The sequence below is a fragment of the Bifidobacterium moukalabense DSM 27321 genome (genome assembly GCF_000522505.1).
Lineage (GTDB): Bacteria > Actinomycetota > Actinomycetes > Actinomycetales > Bifidobacteriaceae > Bifidobacterium > Bifidobacterium moukalabense.
Genome location: NZ_AZMV01000004.1, coordinates 296,518 through 312,941, shown reverse-complemented (window position 1 = coordinate 312,941; position 16,424 = coordinate 296,518). Strand labels below are relative to the sequence as shown.

The 16,424-nt window shown below is 58.6% G+C and carries 17 protein-coding genes and 2 pseudogenes; all 19 read left to right on the top strand.

Annotated elements, in window-relative coordinates:
- Positions 1 to 20: 20 nt before the first annotated feature.
- Positions 21 to 1,040 carry a prolipoprotein diacylglyceryl transferase gene (gene lgt, locus BMOU_RS05430; RefSeq protein WP_034875545.1) on the top strand — a complete coding sequence of 340 codons (1,020 nt, stop codon included), beginning with the start codon at positions 21 to 23 and terminating at the stop codon, positions 1,038 to 1,040.
- A 34-nt stretch (positions 1,041 to 1,074) separates the two neighbouring features.
- Positions 1,075 to 1,740, top strand: coding sequence for a ribulose-phosphate 3-epimerase (gene rpe / locus BMOU_RS05425; protein WP_034875544.1), 666 nt, complete (start codon positions 1,075 to 1,077; stop codon positions 1,738 to 1,740).
- A 37-nt stretch (positions 1,741 to 1,777) separates the two neighbouring features.
- Positions 1,778 to 2,041: a phosphoribosyl-ATP diphosphatase gene (locus tag BMOU_RS05420; protein WP_034875541.1), complete on the top strand. Its 264-nt coding sequence runs from the start codon at positions 1,778 to 1,780 to the stop codon at positions 2,039 to 2,041.
- 48 nt (positions 2,042 to 2,089) lie between these two features.
- Entirely contained in the window at positions 2,090 to 2,941 is an 852-nt protein-coding gene (hisG, locus tag BMOU_RS05415; protein ID WP_034875539.1) for an ATP phosphoribosyltransferase, read from the top strand.
- A gap of 13 nt (positions 2,942 to 2,954) precedes the next feature.
- On the top strand, positions 2,955 to 3,572 hold the full coding sequence (locus BMOU_RS05410; RefSeq protein ID WP_034875536.1) for a CDP-alcohol phosphatidyltransferase family protein: 618 nt from the start codon (positions 2,955 to 2,957) through the stop codon (positions 3,570 to 3,572).
- Positions 3,562 to 4,521, top strand: coding sequence for a DUF881 domain-containing protein (locus BMOU_RS05405; protein ID WP_034875535.1), 960 nt, complete (start codon positions 3,562 to 3,564; stop codon positions 4,519 to 4,521). Before BMOU_RS05410 ends, BMOU_RS05405 begins: the two co-directional genes overlap by 11 nt.
- Positions 4,522 to 4,854, top strand: a complete 333-nt coding sequence (locus BMOU_RS05400) for a small basic family protein (RefSeq protein ID WP_034875534.1) — start codon at positions 4,522 to 4,524, stop codon at positions 4,852 to 4,854.
- A 6-nt stretch (positions 4,855 to 4,860) separates the two neighbouring features.
- Positions 4,861 to 5,700 (top strand): DUF881 domain-containing protein, encoded by an 840-nt coding sequence (locus BMOU_RS05395; protein WP_034875533.1) that lies wholly within the window; start codon positions 4,861 to 4,863, stop codon positions 5,698 to 5,700.
- 143 nt (positions 5,701 to 5,843) lie between these two features.
- Complete coding sequence (thrS, locus tag BMOU_RS05390; RefSeq protein WP_034875532.1) at positions 5,844 to 7,877, top strand: threonine--tRNA ligase; 2,034 nt, start codon at positions 5,844 to 5,846, stop codon at positions 7,875 to 7,877.
- Positions 7,878 to 7,980: 103 nt separating this feature from the next.
- Positions 7,981 to 8,646 carry a phosphatidylinositol phosphate synthase gene (gene pgsA, locus BMOU_RS05385; protein WP_034875530.1) on the top strand — a complete coding sequence of 222 codons (666 nt, stop codon included), beginning with the start codon at positions 7,981 to 7,983 and terminating at the stop codon, positions 8,644 to 8,646.
- Positions 8,639 to 9,659: pseudogene (locus tag BMOU_RS05380) on the top strand (phosphatidylinositol mannoside acyltransferase). Before pgsA ends, BMOU_RS05380 begins: the two are co-directional and overlap by 8 nt.
- Positions 9,660 to 9,672: 13 nt before the next feature.
- Positions 9,673 to 10,857, top strand: coding sequence for a glycosyltransferase family 4 protein (locus BMOU_RS05375; RefSeq protein ID WP_371851389.1), 1,185 nt, complete (start codon positions 9,673 to 9,675; stop codon positions 10,855 to 10,857).
- A 53-nt stretch (positions 10,858 to 10,910) separates the two neighbouring features.
- Positions 10,911 to 11,666 (top strand): YebC/PmpR family DNA-binding transcriptional regulator, encoded by a 756-nt coding sequence (locus tag BMOU_RS05370; protein WP_034875523.1) that lies wholly within the window; start codon positions 10,911 to 10,913, stop codon positions 11,664 to 11,666.
- Between the two features lie 6 nt (positions 11,667 to 11,672).
- A complete protein-coding gene (ruvC, locus tag BMOU_RS05365; protein WP_034875521.1) occupies positions 11,673 to 12,254 on the top strand; it encodes a crossover junction endodeoxyribonuclease RuvC in 582 nt (193 codons plus the stop codon).
- Positions 12,255 to 12,298: 44 nt separating this feature from the next.
- A pseudogene (gene ruvA / locus BMOU_RS05360) lies at positions 12,299 to 12,916 on the top strand (Holliday junction branch migration protein RuvA).
- Positions 12,917 to 12,927: 11 nt separating this feature from the next.
- On the top strand, positions 12,928 to 14,001 hold the full coding sequence (ruvB, locus tag BMOU_RS05355; RefSeq protein WP_034875518.1) for a Holliday junction branch migration DNA helicase RuvB: 1,074 nt from the start codon (positions 12,928 to 12,930) through the stop codon (positions 13,999 to 14,001).
- A gap of 57 nt (positions 14,002 to 14,058) precedes the next feature.
- Positions 14,059 to 14,487 (top strand): preprotein translocase subunit YajC, encoded by a 429-nt coding sequence (gene yajC / locus BMOU_RS05350; protein WP_034875516.1) that lies wholly within the window; start codon positions 14,059 to 14,061, stop codon positions 14,485 to 14,487.
- 106 nt (positions 14,488 to 14,593) lie between these two features.
- A complete protein-coding gene (locus tag BMOU_RS05345) occupies positions 14,594 to 15,175 on the top strand; it encodes an adenine phosphoribosyltransferase (protein ID WP_034875513.1) in 582 nt (193 codons plus the stop codon).
- A gap of 52 nt (positions 15,176 to 15,227) precedes the next feature.
- Entirely contained in the window at positions 15,228 to 16,424 is a 1,197-nt protein-coding gene (gene sucC / locus BMOU_RS05340) for an ADP-forming succinate--CoA ligase subunit beta (RefSeq protein WP_034875510.1), read from the top strand.

The window sequence follows — 16,424 nt, the reverse complement described above, 5'->3', positions numbered from 1 at the left end:
CGGACTACCATCAGGGAACCATGACACTTGCATATATTCCATCACCGACGATTTCGCAATTTTCCATCGGGCCGGTGACGATTCACATCTACGCCTTGTGCATCCTGATGGGCATCGTGCTCGCCGTATGGATTACCAACAGCCGATGGAACAGATTGGGAGGGAACTTCGACCAGATTCTAGACATCACGCTGGTCTCCGTACCTTCCGGCATCATCGGCGCACGCCTGTACCACATCATCACCACGCCAGAACGCTTCTTCGGCGCGAACGGCGACTGGGTGGAGATGTTCCGCATCTGGAACGGCGGCCTGGGCATTTGGGGAGGCGTCGCGCTCGGCGCACTGGCCGCATGGGCATGGTGCCGCCACAAGCACTATCCGATGGCATTGCTCGCCGATGCCATCGCTCCGGGTCTGTTGGTTGCGCAGGCCGTCGGTCGCCTGGGCAACTGGTTCAACCAGGAGCTCTATGGCGCCCCCACCACATTGCCGTGGGGTCTTAAACTCAATGACACGGGCACGGCCATCGGCCAAAGCGAGCAATGCTACGACGGTGCCACCTGCCCAAGTGGCACGTTGTTCCACCCAACCTTCCTGTATGAGATGATCTGGAATCTCATCGGCGCCGTCATCATCGTGTGGATCGGTTCCAAAGCCATGAAGAAACTCAAGGCGGGTTCGCTGTTCACCATCTACATCATGTGGTACACCGCCGGACGCACCTGGATCGAATCCCTACGCATCGACTACGCCCACGAATTCCTTGGCGTGCGCATCAACGTGTGGGTGTCCCTTGCAGTCTTCGTACTCGGCGTGATCTCCTTCATCATCGTGCAGCAGATGGGCAGGCCAACCGAATTGCTCGCCGAGAAGCTGCGCACGGTCACGCAGATCGAGGTACGGTTGAATGGCGAGGATAAGGCCGGTTCCACCAGATCAACGGCATCCGATACGACCGCCGCGCAAACGACGGATGAACAAACGGGCAATGAAGACGGAACCGTCTCAAATGCCGATGACCAGCCTCATATCCGATAGCGTCAAGTCGCTTACCTTCCATAGAATAAGAGTCATGACTATTCAAATCGCACCAAGCATTCTGTCCGCCGACTTCTGCAACCTCGAGCGTGACCTCAAGGCCATCTCCAATGCGGATCTCGTTCATGTCGACGTGATGGACCATCATTTCGTTCCGAACCTGACTTTGGGCGAGCCGATTGTGGCACGCATCTGCCAGGTCACCGACCTACCGGTCGATGTGCATCTGATGATCGAGGATCCGGACCGTTGGGCACCGGAATATGCCAGGCTTGGCGCCGCTTCCGTCAGCTTCCACATGGGTGCCACCCATGCCCCGGTGCGTCTGGCGCGTCAGCTGCGCGACATGGGATGCAAAGCCTGCTTCGCCGTGCGTCCGGCCGAACCCGTGGAGCCGATTTTTGACATTCTCGATGAGTTCGACATGATTCTGATCATGACCGTCGAACCGGGCTTCGGTGGCCAGAAATTCCTCGACAATCAGATGGCTAAGGTACGCCGCCTGCGTGACGAGATCACCCGCCGTGGCCTCGATACCAGGATTCAGGTCGATGGCGGTGTCAGCCCGAAGACGGCACACATCGTGGCCGAGGCCGGCGCCGACGTGCTGGTCGCTGGTTCCGCCGTGTACGGCGCCGAAAACCCCGCCGAGGCCATCGACTCCATCCGTGACAAGGCCGAGGCCGCCTTCAAAGCCTGAGCAACGCCGACATCCAAAAAGGAACTGACAGAATAGTATGAAGACTTTCGAATCGCTGTTCGCCGAATTGAGCGAGAAGGCCGCCAACAAGCAGGCTGGATCCCTGACCGTCGATGAGCTGAACAAGGGCACCCATTTCATCGGCAAGAAGATCGTGGAGGAGGCAGGTGAGACCTGGATCGCCGCCGAATACGAAGGGGCGGACCGCACCGCCGAGGAGATGAGTCAGCTCATCTACCATCTACAGGTCATGATGATCGATCGTGGCATCACTCTCGAAGACATCTACAAGAACCTGTGACATTTCCCGGGCCGCGTCTTTGCGCCGCATGGCTCATGAGGAGGAACAATGCTAAGAATCGCAGTGCCCAATAAGGGCATGCTGTCTGAGCCCGCCTGGACCATGCTGGCCGAAGCGGGCTACCGACTGCGTAGCAACCCACGTCAGCTCGTCGTCGAGGATCCCGATAATGATGTGGAGCTGTTCTACCTGCGTCCGCTCGATATCGCCGTCTACGTCGGCCGCGGCACCATCGATGTCGGTATCACCGGCCATGACCTGCTGCTGAATTCCGGTACCGACGCCGAAGAGCACATGCAACTCGGCTTCGGTGCCTCCACCTTCCGGTTCGCGGCGCCGAACGAATCCTCGATCAGCACACTCGAGGATATTGAAGGCAAACGTGTGGCGACGTCCTTCGACAAGCTCGTGCATGACTATCTGGTTGAACACGGCATCAACGCGGAAACCGTGCATCTCGACGGTGCGGTGGAGTCCTCGGTACAGCTCGGCGTCGCCGATCTGATCGCCGATGTCGTTTCCACCGGCACCACACTGCGCAATGCAGGCCTGCGCATCTTCGCCGAACCGCTGCTGCACTCCGAGGCGGTGCTCATCCGATCCCCACGCCTCAGCGAGGATGATGACCGGCTGATGATTCTGAGCCGCCGCCTGCAAGGTGTGCTCACCGCTCAGCGTTATGTGCTCATGGATTACGACATCCCCGTAGAGAAGGTCTCCGCCGCGGTATCCGTCACCCCGGGTTTCGAGAGCCCGACGATTTCGCCACTGCACAACAAGCAGTGGGCTGCCGTGCGCGTGGTGGTTCCGAAGGCCAAGGTGAACCCGCTGATGGACCAGTTGTACGAGATTGGTGCTCGTGGCATAATCGTCACCGCGTTGCAGGCTTCGAGAATGTAGTATTGCCCGCAGTATGAGCAAACTGATCATCAAGAAGCAATACAGTCCGGAACCGCGGGATATCTATTTCACGGTTCCGAACTTCATCAGCCTGCTGCGCATCATTTCGATTCCGCTTATCGCCATGTTGGTGGCCCGGCATGAGATGGTGAGCGCGCTTGTGGTCCTGGCACTGTCCGCGGTATCCGACGGCCTTGACGGATTGATTGCGCGTTCGTTCAATCAGGTGAGTAAAATCGGGCAGATCCTCGATCCAATCGCGGATCGCCTGCTGATTTTCTGCAGCATTCTCGCGCTCGGCATCGCAGGCATCATCCCATGGTGGATGCTGATCGTCGTAGGCCTGCGTGACCTGATCATGGCGATTCTCGTACTGATCCTGGCACAGCATGATTATGGCCCATTGCCGGTGCATTTCGTCGGCAAGGCAGGAACGGCCATGCTGCTGATTGCCATCGTCGCACTGATTTTCGCCGATATCTGGTCGAACTCAGCCACCGATGTACTGCACCTGTGCGGTCTTGCCACCGGCATCTGGGGCGTAGGCCTGTACTGGCTGGCCGGATACATCTACATTCGTCAGGGCGTTGGGCTGTTGAAGAGCGACAAGGACACCTCCCATGACGCATGATGCTTCCGAACACGCGTCATTCCCCGTATCCCCGGAGAACACGCCGACGAAGCGTCGCGCCGTGTTCTCAGCCTCCTTTGCGGGGCTGGAATCACATCATGTGCAGCCCGATGCGCAGCCGACGGGCCATACCGGAAGACGTCATTTGGAAGATGATTCGCTACGCTTGATCGATGATCTGACCAACCGCCCCATGGATGTGCTGTACACCGATTCGAGATTGGCCACCAAGCCGCCATCGGCCATTTCGGTGTGGGCTACACGGGTCACGGTGTTCCTCATCTGCATCGCCGTCGGCGTGGCGGGAAGTGTGTTCGTGCGTCAGCTCAGCACCGACCCACGCAAGGAAGTGCGCAAGCAGCTCGCCTCCCAGCTCGCCGACCAGACGGATAAGGTCGAATCGCTGACCAAGGAAGTGAACTCCCTGCGTTCCCAGATCGAAAGCGAATCGAAAACGGTTTCGAACTGGTCATTGAGCCAGACCACACGGGACGATGAAATGGTCAACGGCGTGCTTCCGGTCCGAGGGGAGGGCATCACGCTCACCATCGCAAACCCCATGTCGGTCAAGGGCGACGGCACGGATGAGAAAAGCGGCAATCAGATCCGGGTCGTCACCGATTCCGATCTGCAAACGCTCGTCTCCCTGCTGTGGCAGGCGGGAGCCGAGGCGATTTCCATCAACGGGAATCGTCTTGGGGTCCAGACATCGATTCGTACTGCGGGGTCCACGATTCTGATCGGTGTCACTTCCGTGCAAAGCCCTTACAAGATCGAAGCCATCGGTAACAGGAACGTACTTGCCGCCGCGGTGAGCGAACAAACGCAGAAGCCGTTGTACAGTGCATTCAAGGAAGCCGGCATCTATCCGCAGGTCAGCAAAAGCAAATCGCTTACACTGGAGGCGGCGGTTACCGGTGAAGTGACATATGCGAGAGGGGACAAGTAGATGGCAGCTGTCTTAGGTCTTATCATCGGCGTGGTCATCGGCGTATTCGTGCAGCCGGACATTCCAGTCGAACTGCAGCCATATCTGCCGATCATGGTCGTGGCCGCATTGGATGCGTTGCTCGGCGCGGCCCGTGCGTATTTTCAGCGTAGCTTCTCCGACAAGGTGTTCGTGATCTCCTTCTTCTCGAATGTGATCACCGCGACCCTGCTCGTGTTCCTCGGCAACCAGCTCGGTGTCGGCTCTCAGCTGCAGACCGCCGTCATCGTCGTGCTTGGCATCCGTATCTTCACCAACGTGTCATCCATACGCCGCTTTATCTTCAAGGGCTGATGCGTGATGTTACGGCACACCAACGAATCTCCCGAATCACCCGACGTGTTGACCAAGCTGCATAGCCAGATCGTCAAAGACCAGGATAACGACAGTACCGAAACCGGCTCGTTCCCGGTAATTCGGCGCAAGCCGAAGCGTGTGTCGTTGAACGCGAAGTCAACAAGGGCACGACTGTACTCCAGCGTGCTGGTCACCATACTGTGCGCGTTGCTGGGATTCGGCTACGTCATTCAGCTCAACAATACAAAGTCCACATATGAGACGATGAGCGAGGATGAACTGACCCGGCTCATCAGCGAAACCAGTTCGCAGGTGCAGAAGCTGGAGCAACGAAAAAGCGAACTGACCAGTCAGCTCAACTCCTTGAAGGATACCGCCGATAAAAACGCGAAGGCCGCCGAAATCGCCAAGCAGAACGCCGAATCCAACGGCATCCTGTCCGGTCGCCTGCCCGCTTCCGGCGAAGGCGTCGTCATCCGAATCTCCCAAGGGCAGAAACAAGACATCGATGCGTCCATATTGTTCACCCTGCTTGAGGAGCTGCGCAACAGCGGTGCCGAAGTCATCGAGATCAACGACGTCCGCGTGATCACCAGTACTTATATCAGCGACACCGACGACGGCCTTGACTGCGATGGAACCATACTGAAGGCTCCATTCGTGATCAAGGCGATCGGCGACAGCGACAACCTGCAGAATGCGGTGAATCTCGCCGGAGGAGTCGGTTCGCGGCTGGAGGTGAAATACGGGGCCACGGTCTCGGTCAAGGCCTCTCAGGACGTGGAGATTACCGCGACCCGTTCCGCTCCGCAGTACACTTACGCACATGTCATCGAGCAGTAGGATGAGCGGCCATCCTCCGTTGGCTTGGAATTCACCATTGCCGCGCGTCGATGTCTGCACTCGTCCCTATCTTGTTCATCGTTGATACACAAAGTCCAGGCCTGCACATTGGTAACGCGGACCCCGATAGCAAAGGACAACCCATGGCTGAACAGACCATCTCCATAACACTCGACGGCGAAGCGAAGGAGGTGGCGGCGGATCAGACCGGTGTCCAGCTCTTCTCGGACGACAAGAACATCATTGCGGTGCGCCTGAACGGCGAACCCCGTGACCTTTATACCGAGTTGCATGACGGTGATATCGTGGAGCCGATTGCGCTTGACAGCGAGGACGGCGTGGCCATCATGCGCCATTCAGCGACCCATGTCATGGCACAGGCCGTGCAGGAAATCCGTCCGGGCGCCAAGCTCGGCGTCGGCCCGGTCATCAAGGACGGCTTCTACTACGATTTCGACGTAGATGAACCGTTCACCCCCGAGGATCTCAAGGATGTCGAGAAGCGCATGCAGCGCATTATCAAGTCCTCCCAATCCTTCCGACGTCGTGTGGTGAGCGAACAGGAGGCTTTGGCGGAAGAGGCCGACCAGCCGTACAAGCTCGAGCTCATCAGGGATAAGGAGGCCCATCTCGATCCGGAGGCCGCCACTGAGATCAGCGAAAAGGAACTAAGCTTCTACGACAACGTCGACCGTGACGGCAACGTGGTCTGGAAGGATCTGTGCCGTGGACCGCATCTGCCGAACACCCGCTACATCAAGGCGTTCAAGATAGAACGCTCCGCCGCCGCCTATTGGCGTGGCAACGAGGCGAATCCCATGCTGCAGCGCATCTATGGCGCCGCCTTCGCCACCAAGGAGGATCTGAAGGCGTATCAGACCCGTCTTGAGGAGGCCGCCAAGCGAGACCATCGCAAACTTGGCGCTGAAATGGACCTGTTCTCCTTCCCTGACGAGATCGGCCCGGGTCTGGCCGTATTCCATCCGAAGGGTGCCGCGATCATCAACGCCATGGAGGACTATTCCCGTGAGATGCACCGTAAGCACCACTACAGCTTCGTGCAGACCCCGCATATCACCAAGGGTGGCCTGTATGAGACCTCCGGCCATCTGCACTGGTACAAGGACAGCATGTATCCGGCAATGCGCCTGGACGAGGAGAAGGACGAGAACGGCAATATCATCAAGCAGGGTTTTGACTACTACCTCAAGCCGATGAACTGCCCGATGCACAACCTGATCTTCAGGTCCCGTCAGCGTTCCTACCGCGAGCTGCCGCTGCGTCTGTTCGAGTTCGGTACCGTATACCGCTATGAGAAGTCCGGCGAGGTGCATGGTCTGACCCGTGTGCGCGGCCTGACTCAGGATGATTCCCACATCTACTGCACCCGCGAGCAGATGAAGGATGAGCTCAAGAACCTGCTGACCTTCGTGCTTGGTCTGTTGAAGGACTTCGGCTTGGACGACTTCTATCTGGAACTGTCCACCAAGGATCCGCACAAGTACGTCGGCTCCGACGAGATCTGGGAGGAGGCCACCAACACGCTGGCCGAGGTCGCCAAGGAATCCGGTCTGGAATTGGTCGACGACCCGTGCGGCGCCGCCTTCTACGGTCCGAAGATTTCCGTGCAGGCTCGTGATGCCATTGGACGTACCTGGCAGGTGTCCACCATCCAGCTCGACTTCAACCTGCCGGAACGGTTCAAGCTTGAATACATCGCGGCCGACGGAACCCATCAGCGTCCGGTGATGATTCACCGCGCGCTGTTCGGTTCCATCGAACGTTTCTTCGCCGTGCTGCTCGAGCATTATGCCGGCGCGTTCCCAGCGTGGCTCGCTCCGGTTCAGGTACTCGGTGTGCCGGTTGCGGATGAATTCGCCCCGCACCTGCAGCAGTTCATCGCAAGTCTGGAAGAAGAGACCGTTCGTTGCGAGATCGACATGTCCGACGATCGTTTCGGCAAGAAGATCCGCAACGCATCCAAGTCGAAGGTGCCGTTCATCCTCATCGTCGGCGAGGAGGACATGAACAACAACGCCGTGAGCTTCCGCTTCCGTGACGGCAGCCAGCTCAATGGCGTGCCGGTGGCCGATGCCAAGGACCAGATCATGACGGTGCTCAGGAAGCGCGTTCAGATCAACAGCGCCGACGACTTCAAGGCCGCCATCGCCGACTGAAGGTAAGTTGGATCCATAGCCATGACTGGAAGCGGCATGCGAGTAGCGGGTTTATTCCGCTTCTTCGCATGCCGCCTTTCTTATATAGCGAACAGGAATCGTAATGCTTGAGCATCTTCGCGGCCCATTCAAAAGACTGATAGAACCCATCGCGAGGGCGTTGATCGCCATGGGACTCACCGCCAATGCGGTGACGGTGATCGGGGCCGTTGGCACCATCGTGGTCGCCATCGCCACCGGCATCACCGGCTGGCTGTTTGCCGGCGCGGTGGTGCTGACGATTCTGGTGTTGGCCGATTCCCTGGATGGTTCCATCGCCAAGCTCACCACCGGTGGTACCGAATTCGGCGCATTCCTTGACTCCACGCTGGACCGCATCGCCGATTGGGCGGTGCTTACCGGCGTGATCATCTTCTTCCTGATGCACGGCGATTGGTGGTATGACGGCACAAACACCAGCCTGCCCGATTATACGAGCCGGGTCGGCGTAATCGCCGCAATGGTATCCATCATGACCTCCTTCGTCACCTCATACGCCCGTGCCCGTGCCGAATCCGTCGGTTTCGAGGTAAAGAACGGCGTCGCCACCCGGGCCGATCGGCTGGTCATCATTCTGGTGGGCATGGCCATCACCGGTCTGACCCACCAAGGTCTGTGGTTGGCCATGGCGATGGTGTTGCTCGCGCTGCTCGGCATCATCACCGTTTTCCAGCGCATCCTCGAGGCAAAGAGGCAGATGCGCATCGGCAGGAAGACGTATCATGCCTGATCGGCTTCTTCTTGACGTGGCCAGGAGTGCGGACCGGATTCCGGAGGCCGTATTAAGAGGGTTTTTCGTGTGCGCCGCCGACATCGCATGGACGTTCCGCATGGGAGGGGTCAGGCAGTTGGAACGCAATCTTACGCATGTATTCGCCAGCGAAATGCGGCAAGCGCATGAACTAATCGATAACCGGAAACTGCGGAGGCGCGTTCGTCGTTGCTCACGGCAAGGCATGCGTTCGTATTTTGCGTACTTTTGCGAGGCGATGACTGGCGGGGCACGAAGCGAACAGCAGTTGCGGGCGCGAATTCGGGGTATGGGCGGCGGATTCGACTCCATCGCCGACAATGCGCGGCAAGGGACGTCGTCGCTCATCGCGATGGGACACCAGGGCAATTGGGACTACGCAGGGTACTGGGCGCAGTTTGAGGTCGCCCCGGTGGTTACGGTCGCCGAAAGACTTGCCAATGCCGAATTGCTGCGCACCTTTGTTGAGATCCGAGAACGGCTTGGCATGCGCATTCTGCTCACCGGCCAGCACGATCTTACCGACCGGTTGCGCAATGCCTTGCAGGATTCCACGGTTGTTGTTCCGCTACTGGCCGACCGGGATCTGAGCAGACACGGCATCTTCGTCCATGCCTTCGATTCCACGATTCGCGTGGCCCGTGGGCCTGCGGCGCTGGCATACGATACCGGGAACCCTCTGTATGTGGTGAATCTGTATCGCGAAAAACTCAGCGGCCAGCGTAAAAAAACAGGCAGGCGCTCCATACGGGTATGTATGTGATATCAGTGGCCCTGTTGACGTCCACAAGTTTCGCGAGATGCCTCGGCAAGAGGCGTTGCAGGCGATTTCGCAGGCATGGGTTGACCTGTGGGCACGGGGAATCGCGGCCCATCCGCAGGATTGGCACATGCTGCAGCCGCTGTTCCTGGAGGATCTCGATCGTTCCCGGCTGCATGATGTCCCCGATGGACTGCGTTCGCGGATGGATGACAAATCCTTCGGTCAATGAGAGAATGCAGGGTATGGCTGAATCCGATGAAGAAGAACATGGCGGCGATTCCCTGAACGGACGCAAACTCCGCATTGGCATCATCTCGCCATATGCGTTCGAGACGCCGGGAGGCGTGCAATTCCATATCAGAGATTTCACGAACGAGCTGATTCGCCGTGGGCATGACGTACAGGTGTTCGCTCCGGGCAGACGCACCAAGGACATGCCGCTGTGGGTGCACACCAATGGCTCGTCATTCGCCATTCCGTACAACGGTTCCGTAGCACATCTGAGCTATTTTCTCATTGCTGGACTGCAGACACGACGCTGGATCCGGCAGGGGCATTTCGATCTGGTACATCTGCATGAGCCTGAGGCGCCATCATTGAGTCACAAGCCGTTCACCATGCATCGACATCCGCCGTTGGTCGGCACCTTCCATGCCTCGCTCGATCCGTACCCATTCGGCCTGAAGGTTTTCGAGCGCTACCTGCATCGATATCTCGAACCTCTTGACGAAGCCATCTTCGTCAGTGACGCGGCGCGGCAGACGGCCGAGCATTATCTGCCGGAATCCGTCGAGCGCACGGTGATACCGAATGGCATTTACCATGACCAATTCGCCTCAGCCGTACCTGACCCACGATGGACGGGCAACGTCCAGGCCCCGACCATCGGGTTCCTGGGTCGCATGGGGGAGGAACGCAAGGGATTCGCCGTGTTCGCGGCCGCGGCGCAGCAGGTGTTGGGACAATATCCATACGCCCGTTTTCTCTGTGCCGGAGATGGGGAGGACGACGGCAGGCGCATGGTCAGACGGCTGGACCCCTCAGGGCGGCTGCTGGAACATTTCGAATTCCTGGGTCGCATTTCGGAAGACGACAAAGCTCGTTTCTATCGTTCCCTCAGTCTGTACGTCGCCCCGCAAACCGGTGGCGAAAGCTTCGGCATAGTTTTGGCGGAGGCCATGAGCGCTTCATGCCCGGTGGTGTCTTCGGACCTGAGTGCGTTCCGCGCCGTGAGCCAGAATGGACGAAGCGCTGCGCTGTTTGCCAACGGGGACGCGACATCCTGCGCCGATGTCATCTGCCATCTGTTGGCCGATGACGCCAAACGCGCCGATCTTGCCGCCGAGGGGGAGCGAAGGTCAAGGGATTTCGATTGGAATGCCGTGGTGAACCGCGTTTTGCATGTCTATGCGCGCGTATTGTCGTAGAACCGCTTTAGAATCATTTCGTTTGAAACATCCGCAACCTGCCTAGGAGCATTATGTCAGGTCATTCCAAGTGGGCGACCACCAAGCACAAGAAGGCCGCCATCGACGCGAAGCGTGGCAAGCTGTTCGCCAAGCTGATCAAGAACATCGAAATCGCAGCGCGCATGGGCGGTGGCGATCCTGACGGTAATCCGTCGCTGTACGACGCCATCTATAAGGCCAAGAAGGCCTCCATGCCGGCCGACAACATCAAGCGCGCCGTCAAGCGCGGTTCCGGTGAGGAAGCCGGCGGCGCCAATTACGAAGACATCGTGTACGAGGGCTATGCTCCTGCAGGCGTCGGCCTGATCATCGAATGCCTTACCGACAACCGTAACCGTGCGGCGGCCGAGGTTCGTTCCACCCTGACCAAGGGCAACGGCTCCCTGGCCACCACCGGTTCCGTGAGCTTCAACTTCGAGCGCAAGGGCCAGATCATCGTTCCCGCCGAAGGCGTTGATTTCGATGATCTGTTCGAGAAGGCCGCCGAGGCGGGTGCCGAGGACGTGACCGAAGACGGTGAAGTCTATACCGTCGTGACCGGTCCTTCCGAGATGATCGACGTGCGTAAGGCACTGCAGGACGCCGGTTTCGATTATGATTCCGCCGATCTGGTCATGATGCCGAAGAACGAGGTCGAACTGAATCTCGAGGACGCCCAGAAGGTCTCCAAACTCATCGACAACCTCGACGACCTGGACGACGTTCAGAACATCTACTCGAACTGGACCGCTTCCGACGAAGTGATGGCCCAGCTTGACGCGGAGTAGCCAAACGTGATCATTCTTGGCGTTGACCCCGGGCTGACACGGTGCGGGGTCGGCGTGATCGAAGCCGGCGCATACCGCCGGCTTTCGTTTATTCACGTGGATGTGGTGCGCTCCGATCCGAAGATGTCGCAGGACCTGCGCCTGTTGGCCATCTACGACGGTCTGGTCGAGAAGATTGAACGATTCGCCCCGGATACGGTATCCATCGAACGGGTATTCGCACAGGAGAACCGCAATACCGTGCTGGGCACAGCGCAAGTCGCGGGGCTCGCGATGCTGGCCGCCGCACAGCGGGGAATTCCAGTGGCATTGCACACGCCCACTGAGTCGAAGATGGCCATCACCGGCAACGGCAAGGCCGAGAAAATCCAGATGGAGCGCATGGTCGCACGCATGCTGGGACTGAATACTCTGCCCAAGCCGGCTGATGCCGCCGATGCGTTGGCCATCGCCATCTGCCATGCGCTCCGCCCGGCGGGTGCCCTGCAGGGCGGTGAACGCGAACAGCACCTGACCGCTGCACAGCGGCAGTGGGCCAAGGCCGCCCAGAAGGCCGCACGCAGGCAGGGCGTCCGCAGAGGCATGTAGACTATCGAACAGATGTTCTATATGCTGGCGAAGGAGACACCACAGTGATAGGCATGTTACATGGCCGGGTCGAGTCCGTCGATACGGTCTCGGCTTTGATTGAGGTAGGCGGAATCGGCTACGAGACCAGGATGCCCTCCGCCGATCTGGCTTCCATGCACGCGGGCCAGGAAGTCAGGGTCTATACCTCACTAAGCGTTTCGCAGGACGCCATCACCCTGTTCGGCTTTCTGACCCCCGCTTCGAAACGCATGTTCCTGCAACTGCAGAAAGTCAGCGGCATCGGTCCCAAAGTGGCGCTTTCCCTGCTTTCCACGTTGCCCCCCGCACCGTTTGGCCCATGCCGTCGCCGAAGGCGACGCCACCGCGCTTGCCAAAGCGCCGGGACTCGGCAGGAAGGGTGCGCAGAAGATCATTCTCGAACTCAAAGGTTCCATCGATCTCAGCCAGATCGAGACTGCGGCGTCCGTCGCCAGTCAGCCGGAGGACACCGGCTCCGAACAGGTAGTCGAAGGCTGATCTCACTGGGTTGGCGTCAGCAGGACGCCCTGCACGCCGTTCAGGAGGTATGCAGGAGCAATGGAATCACAACGCCTTTAAGCGACGAGAACGTACCGCGTGTGTTGAAACTCGCATTGGCGTCGCTGGACCGAGGTAGGTGAACGGAATCATCATGACGAACGACTCCGCATTCGAGCAGTCGAATACCGGTGCCAATGAGGAATCCCTGCGTATGGTGTCGGCTTCTCCGGTCGGCAACGAGCCGGTCAGTGACGAAGAGCTGCGTCCGCATATACTTGATGGCTTCATTGGCCAACCACGCCTTAAAGCCCAGCTTCAGCTGTTTCTCGACGCGGCGCGCAAGCGTGAGGTGCCACCCGATCACATCCTGCTTGCCGGGCCTCCGGGCCTGGGCAAGACCACCTTGGCGATGATCGTGGCCAATGAGCTTGGCGTGCCGATTCGCGTCACTTCCGGACCGGCCATCCAGCATGCCGGCGATCTCGCCTCAATCCTCAGTTCCCTGGATGCCGGCGAGGTGCTGTTCATCGATGAGATTCATCGTCTGCCCCGCGCGGCCGAGGAGTTGCTGTACATCGCCATGGAGGATTTCCGCGTCGATGTGATGGTGGGCAAAGGGCCTGGCGCCTCGTCCATCCCGTTGACCCTGCCCCGCTTCACGGTTATCGGAGCGACCACGCGTGAGGGTATGTTGCCCTCGCCATTGCGTGCACGTTTCGGTTTCACCGCACATCTTGATTTTTATCCTCATGAGGAACTCGAAAAGCTCATCGAACGATCGTCCTCCGTGCTGGGTGTCCGTCTTGAGAACGGATCGGCCCACCAGCTGGCCGTGCGCTCCCGTGGCACGCCACGTATCGCCAACAGACTGCTTCGTCGTGTCAGGGATTGGGCCATCGTGCATGATCTTGAATCGGTGCATCCCGATGACGTCAAGGAAGCCCTCGCACTGTATCAGATCGATACCGAGGGGCTTGATCGGCTCGATATCGCCGTGTTGAAGGCCATCGTCACCAACTTCAATGGCGGGCCGGTGGGATTGAACAACCTGTCCGCCATGGTCGGCGAGGAGTCGGAGACCGTGGAGACCGTCTGCGAACCGTATCTGGTACGGGAAAGATTCCTTATCAGGACTCCCAAGGGTCGTGTGGCGACACGCAGGGCCTGGGAGCATCTCGGTCTTAGTCCCGACGATTCCCAGCTTGATGTCAGTAAGCTGGCATAGACTCTGTGTTCTGGACGAACGGTCCCACCGAGTGCCCCACCTTCAAGGAGTTTTGCTTTGGAATACGCAATTCTAATCGTTATCGTCGTCATGATGTTCGGCATGATGTTCCTGCAATCCCGCAAGGCCAAGCAGCAGCAGGCCGAACGTCAGGATTTCCGCGCGAATCTGCAGCCGGGCACTGAAATCATCACCATCGGTGGCGTTATCGGCAAGGTCGTCTCCGTCGACACCGAATACGAGGAGATCGTTATCGACTCCGAGGGCTCCCTGCTGCGTTTCGCCTTCAATGCCATCAACCGCGAATACGTTCGTCCGGCGTACGTGCACGATGATGAGGTCGATGAGGATGGCAATCCGCTGCCGCAGGAGAGCGATGGTCAGGTTGCCCAGGAACCGATCGAAAACGTGAATGACGGGCTGCCGCAGGTCGTAGAGGCCGAGACGGCCGCCGAAGAGTCCAAGGCGGAGCCGAAGAACGCCTGATATCTGTGCAATGAACGGCGAAAATCTCGTTTTTGGGATTTTCGCCGTTTTCATTCATGGGTGAATCATATAATTGCCACAAACTAGGGAGAAGGAAACCACCGTCATGGCACAATCGGATATTGCAGTCGCCGGGCTGGGCAAGGTCGGGGACGAAGATGCCGAATATCTCGTTTCACTGATTCGTTCGATTCCGGGCTTTCCTAAGGAAGGCATCGTCTTTCGTGATTTCATGCCCGTTCTTGCCGATGCACGCGCGCTGGGCATCCTGATGAATGCACTGGAGGCGGCGCTTCCGGTCGATGCCGATTCCTTCGATCTTGTGGCGGGGCTCGAGGCACGTGGTTTCCTGTTCGGACCGGCCCTTGCAGTGCGTTTGGGCAAGGGATTCGTCGCGGTGCGCAAGGCTGGCAAACTTCCACCGGAAACCGTGAAGCAGAGCTACGATCTGGAATATGGACAGGCTACCGTGGAAATCGAAACCGGTTCCGTTCATGAAGGCGCCCGTGTCCTGATCGTGGACGATCTGATTGCAACCGGCGGCACTGCCAATGCGGCGCGGAGCCTTGTTGAGAAGTGCGGCGGCAAAGTGGTCGGTTTCAGCTTCGTCATGGAGCTATTGGGCATTCATGGCATCGAATCCCTGGGGGACTGCCCGACCAGTTCTCTGGTCACCATGCCCGCCTGATACCTCCATCATCATCTAACAACCAATTAGTAGTCATAAAGGGAAGAAGTTCATGGATCTCTATGAATATCAGGCGAGGGAGCTGCTCGAAGAGCAGGGGATCCCGACCCCGAAGGCCGTGTTCGCGCAGAACTCTCATGAAGTGGCACAGGCTGCTGAAGACATCGGCTATCCTTGTGTGGTCAAAGCCCAGGTGAAGATCGGTCACCGTGGTCAGGCCGGTGGCGTGAAACTGGCCAAGACCCGCGATGAAGCCATTCTGGTGTCCGAAGACATTCTGCCGATGACCATTCACAGACACAAGGTCAGCGGCGTGCTCGTGGCTGAAGCCAAGAACATTCTGCACGAATACTACGTATCCATTTCCGTGGACCGAACCTCGAGGGACTTTGACGTACTCGCCACCGCGAATGGCGGCACCGAAGTCGAGGAGATCGCCCGCGAGCATCCGGAATCCGTCAAGCGCCTGCATATCGATGCCTTGGAGGATTTCGATATCGAAGCCGCCACCAAGATGGCCGAAAGCATCGGCTTCTACCACGCCGATGTCGATCAGGCGGCACAGATTCTGCTGAAGATGTGGCGCTGTTTCAAGGAGAACGACGCCACTCTCGTGGAAATCAATCCGCTCGCCAAAATCGGCGATCCGGACGATGAGTCCTCGAAAACGCTATGCGCACTTGATGCCAAGATCTCACTCGACGACAATGCTGCCTTCCGTCATGACGGCTGGCAGCGTTTTGCCGATCCGGTGCATGTCGATCCGTTCGAGCAAAAGGCCCGCGAACATGGGTTGCACTATGTGCATCTCAATGGATCCGTCGGCGTGATCGGCAACGGCGCGGGTCTGGTCATGAGCTCGCTGGATGCGGTATCCGGTGCCGGCGAGGATCAGGGCACGAATGTCAAGCCAGCCAACTTCCTTGATATCGGCGGCGGCGCATCCTCGGAAGTCATGTGCAGCAGTCTGGAGATCGTGCTATCCGACCCGCAGGTCGAGTCCGTGCTCATTAACGTATATGGCGGCATCACCTCTTGCGAGCAGGTGGCCAAAGGCATTCTCGAAGCACTTGATAAGTTGGGCAGCTCCAAGCCGCTCGTCGTTAGATTCGACGGCAATGCGGCGGCCGAAGGCCTGGAGATCCTGGCACAGGCCGACCGTGCCAATCTGCATGTCGCCCAGACCATGGAAGAAGCCGCACAGCAGGCCGCTCGTCTCGCGGCCAACAACGGCAGGGAGGTTCGCTGA

Bases quoted from the DNA above. Each gene is read 5' to 3' on its own strand.
- pgsA (WP_034875530.1), top strand. From the start codon at position 7,981: ATGCTTGAGCATCTTCGCGGCCCATTCAAAAGACTGATAGAACCCATC.
- BMOU_RS05400 (WP_034875534.1), top strand. From the start codon at position 4,522: ATGGCAGCTGTCTTAGGTCTTATCATCGGCGTGGTCATCGGCGTATTC.
- BMOU_RS05405 (WP_034875535.1), top strand. From the start codon at position 3,562: ATGACGCATGATGCTTCCGAACACGCGTCATTCCCCGTATCCCCGGAG.
- BMOU_RS05370 (WP_034875523.1), top strand. From the start codon at position 10,911: ATGTCAGGTCATTCCAAGTGGGCGACCACCAAGCACAAGAAGGCCGCC.
- lgt (WP_034875545.1), top strand. From the start codon at position 21: ATGACACTTGCATATATTCCATCACCGACGATTTCGCAATTTTCCATC.
- BMOU_RS05395 (WP_034875533.1), top strand. From the start codon at position 4,861: ATGTTACGGCACACCAACGAATCTCCCGAATCACCCGACGTGTTGACC.
- hisG (WP_034875539.1), top strand. From the start codon at position 2,090: ATGCTAAGAATCGCAGTGCCCAATAAGGGCATGCTGTCTGAGCCCGCC.
- BMOU_RS05375 (WP_371851389.1), top strand. From the start codon at position 9,673: ATGGCTGAATCCGATGAAGAAGAACATGGCGGCGATTCCCTGAACGGA.
- rpe (WP_034875544.1), top strand. From the start codon at position 1,075: ATGACTATTCAAATCGCACCAAGCATTCTGTCCGCCGACTTCTGCAAC.
- BMOU_RS05345 (WP_034875513.1), top strand. From the start codon at position 14,594: ATGGCACAATCGGATATTGCAGTCGCCGGGCTGGGCAAGGTCGGGGAC.
- ruvB (WP_034875518.1), top strand. From the start codon at position 12,928: ATGACGAACGACTCCGCATTCGAGCAGTCGAATACCGGTGCCAATGAG.
- BMOU_RS05420 (WP_034875541.1), top strand. From the start codon at position 1,778: ATGAAGACTTTCGAATCGCTGTTCGCCGAATTGAGCGAGAAGGCCGCC.
- sucC (WP_034875510.1), top strand. From the start codon at position 15,228: ATGGATCTCTATGAATATCAGGCGAGGGAGCTGCTCGAAGAGCAGGGG.
- thrS (WP_034875532.1), top strand. From the start codon at position 5,844: ATGGCTGAACAGACCATCTCCATAACACTCGACGGCGAAGCGAAGGAG.
- BMOU_RS05410 (WP_034875536.1), top strand. From the start codon at position 2,955: ATGAGCAAACTGATCATCAAGAAGCAATACAGTCCGGAACCGCGGGAT.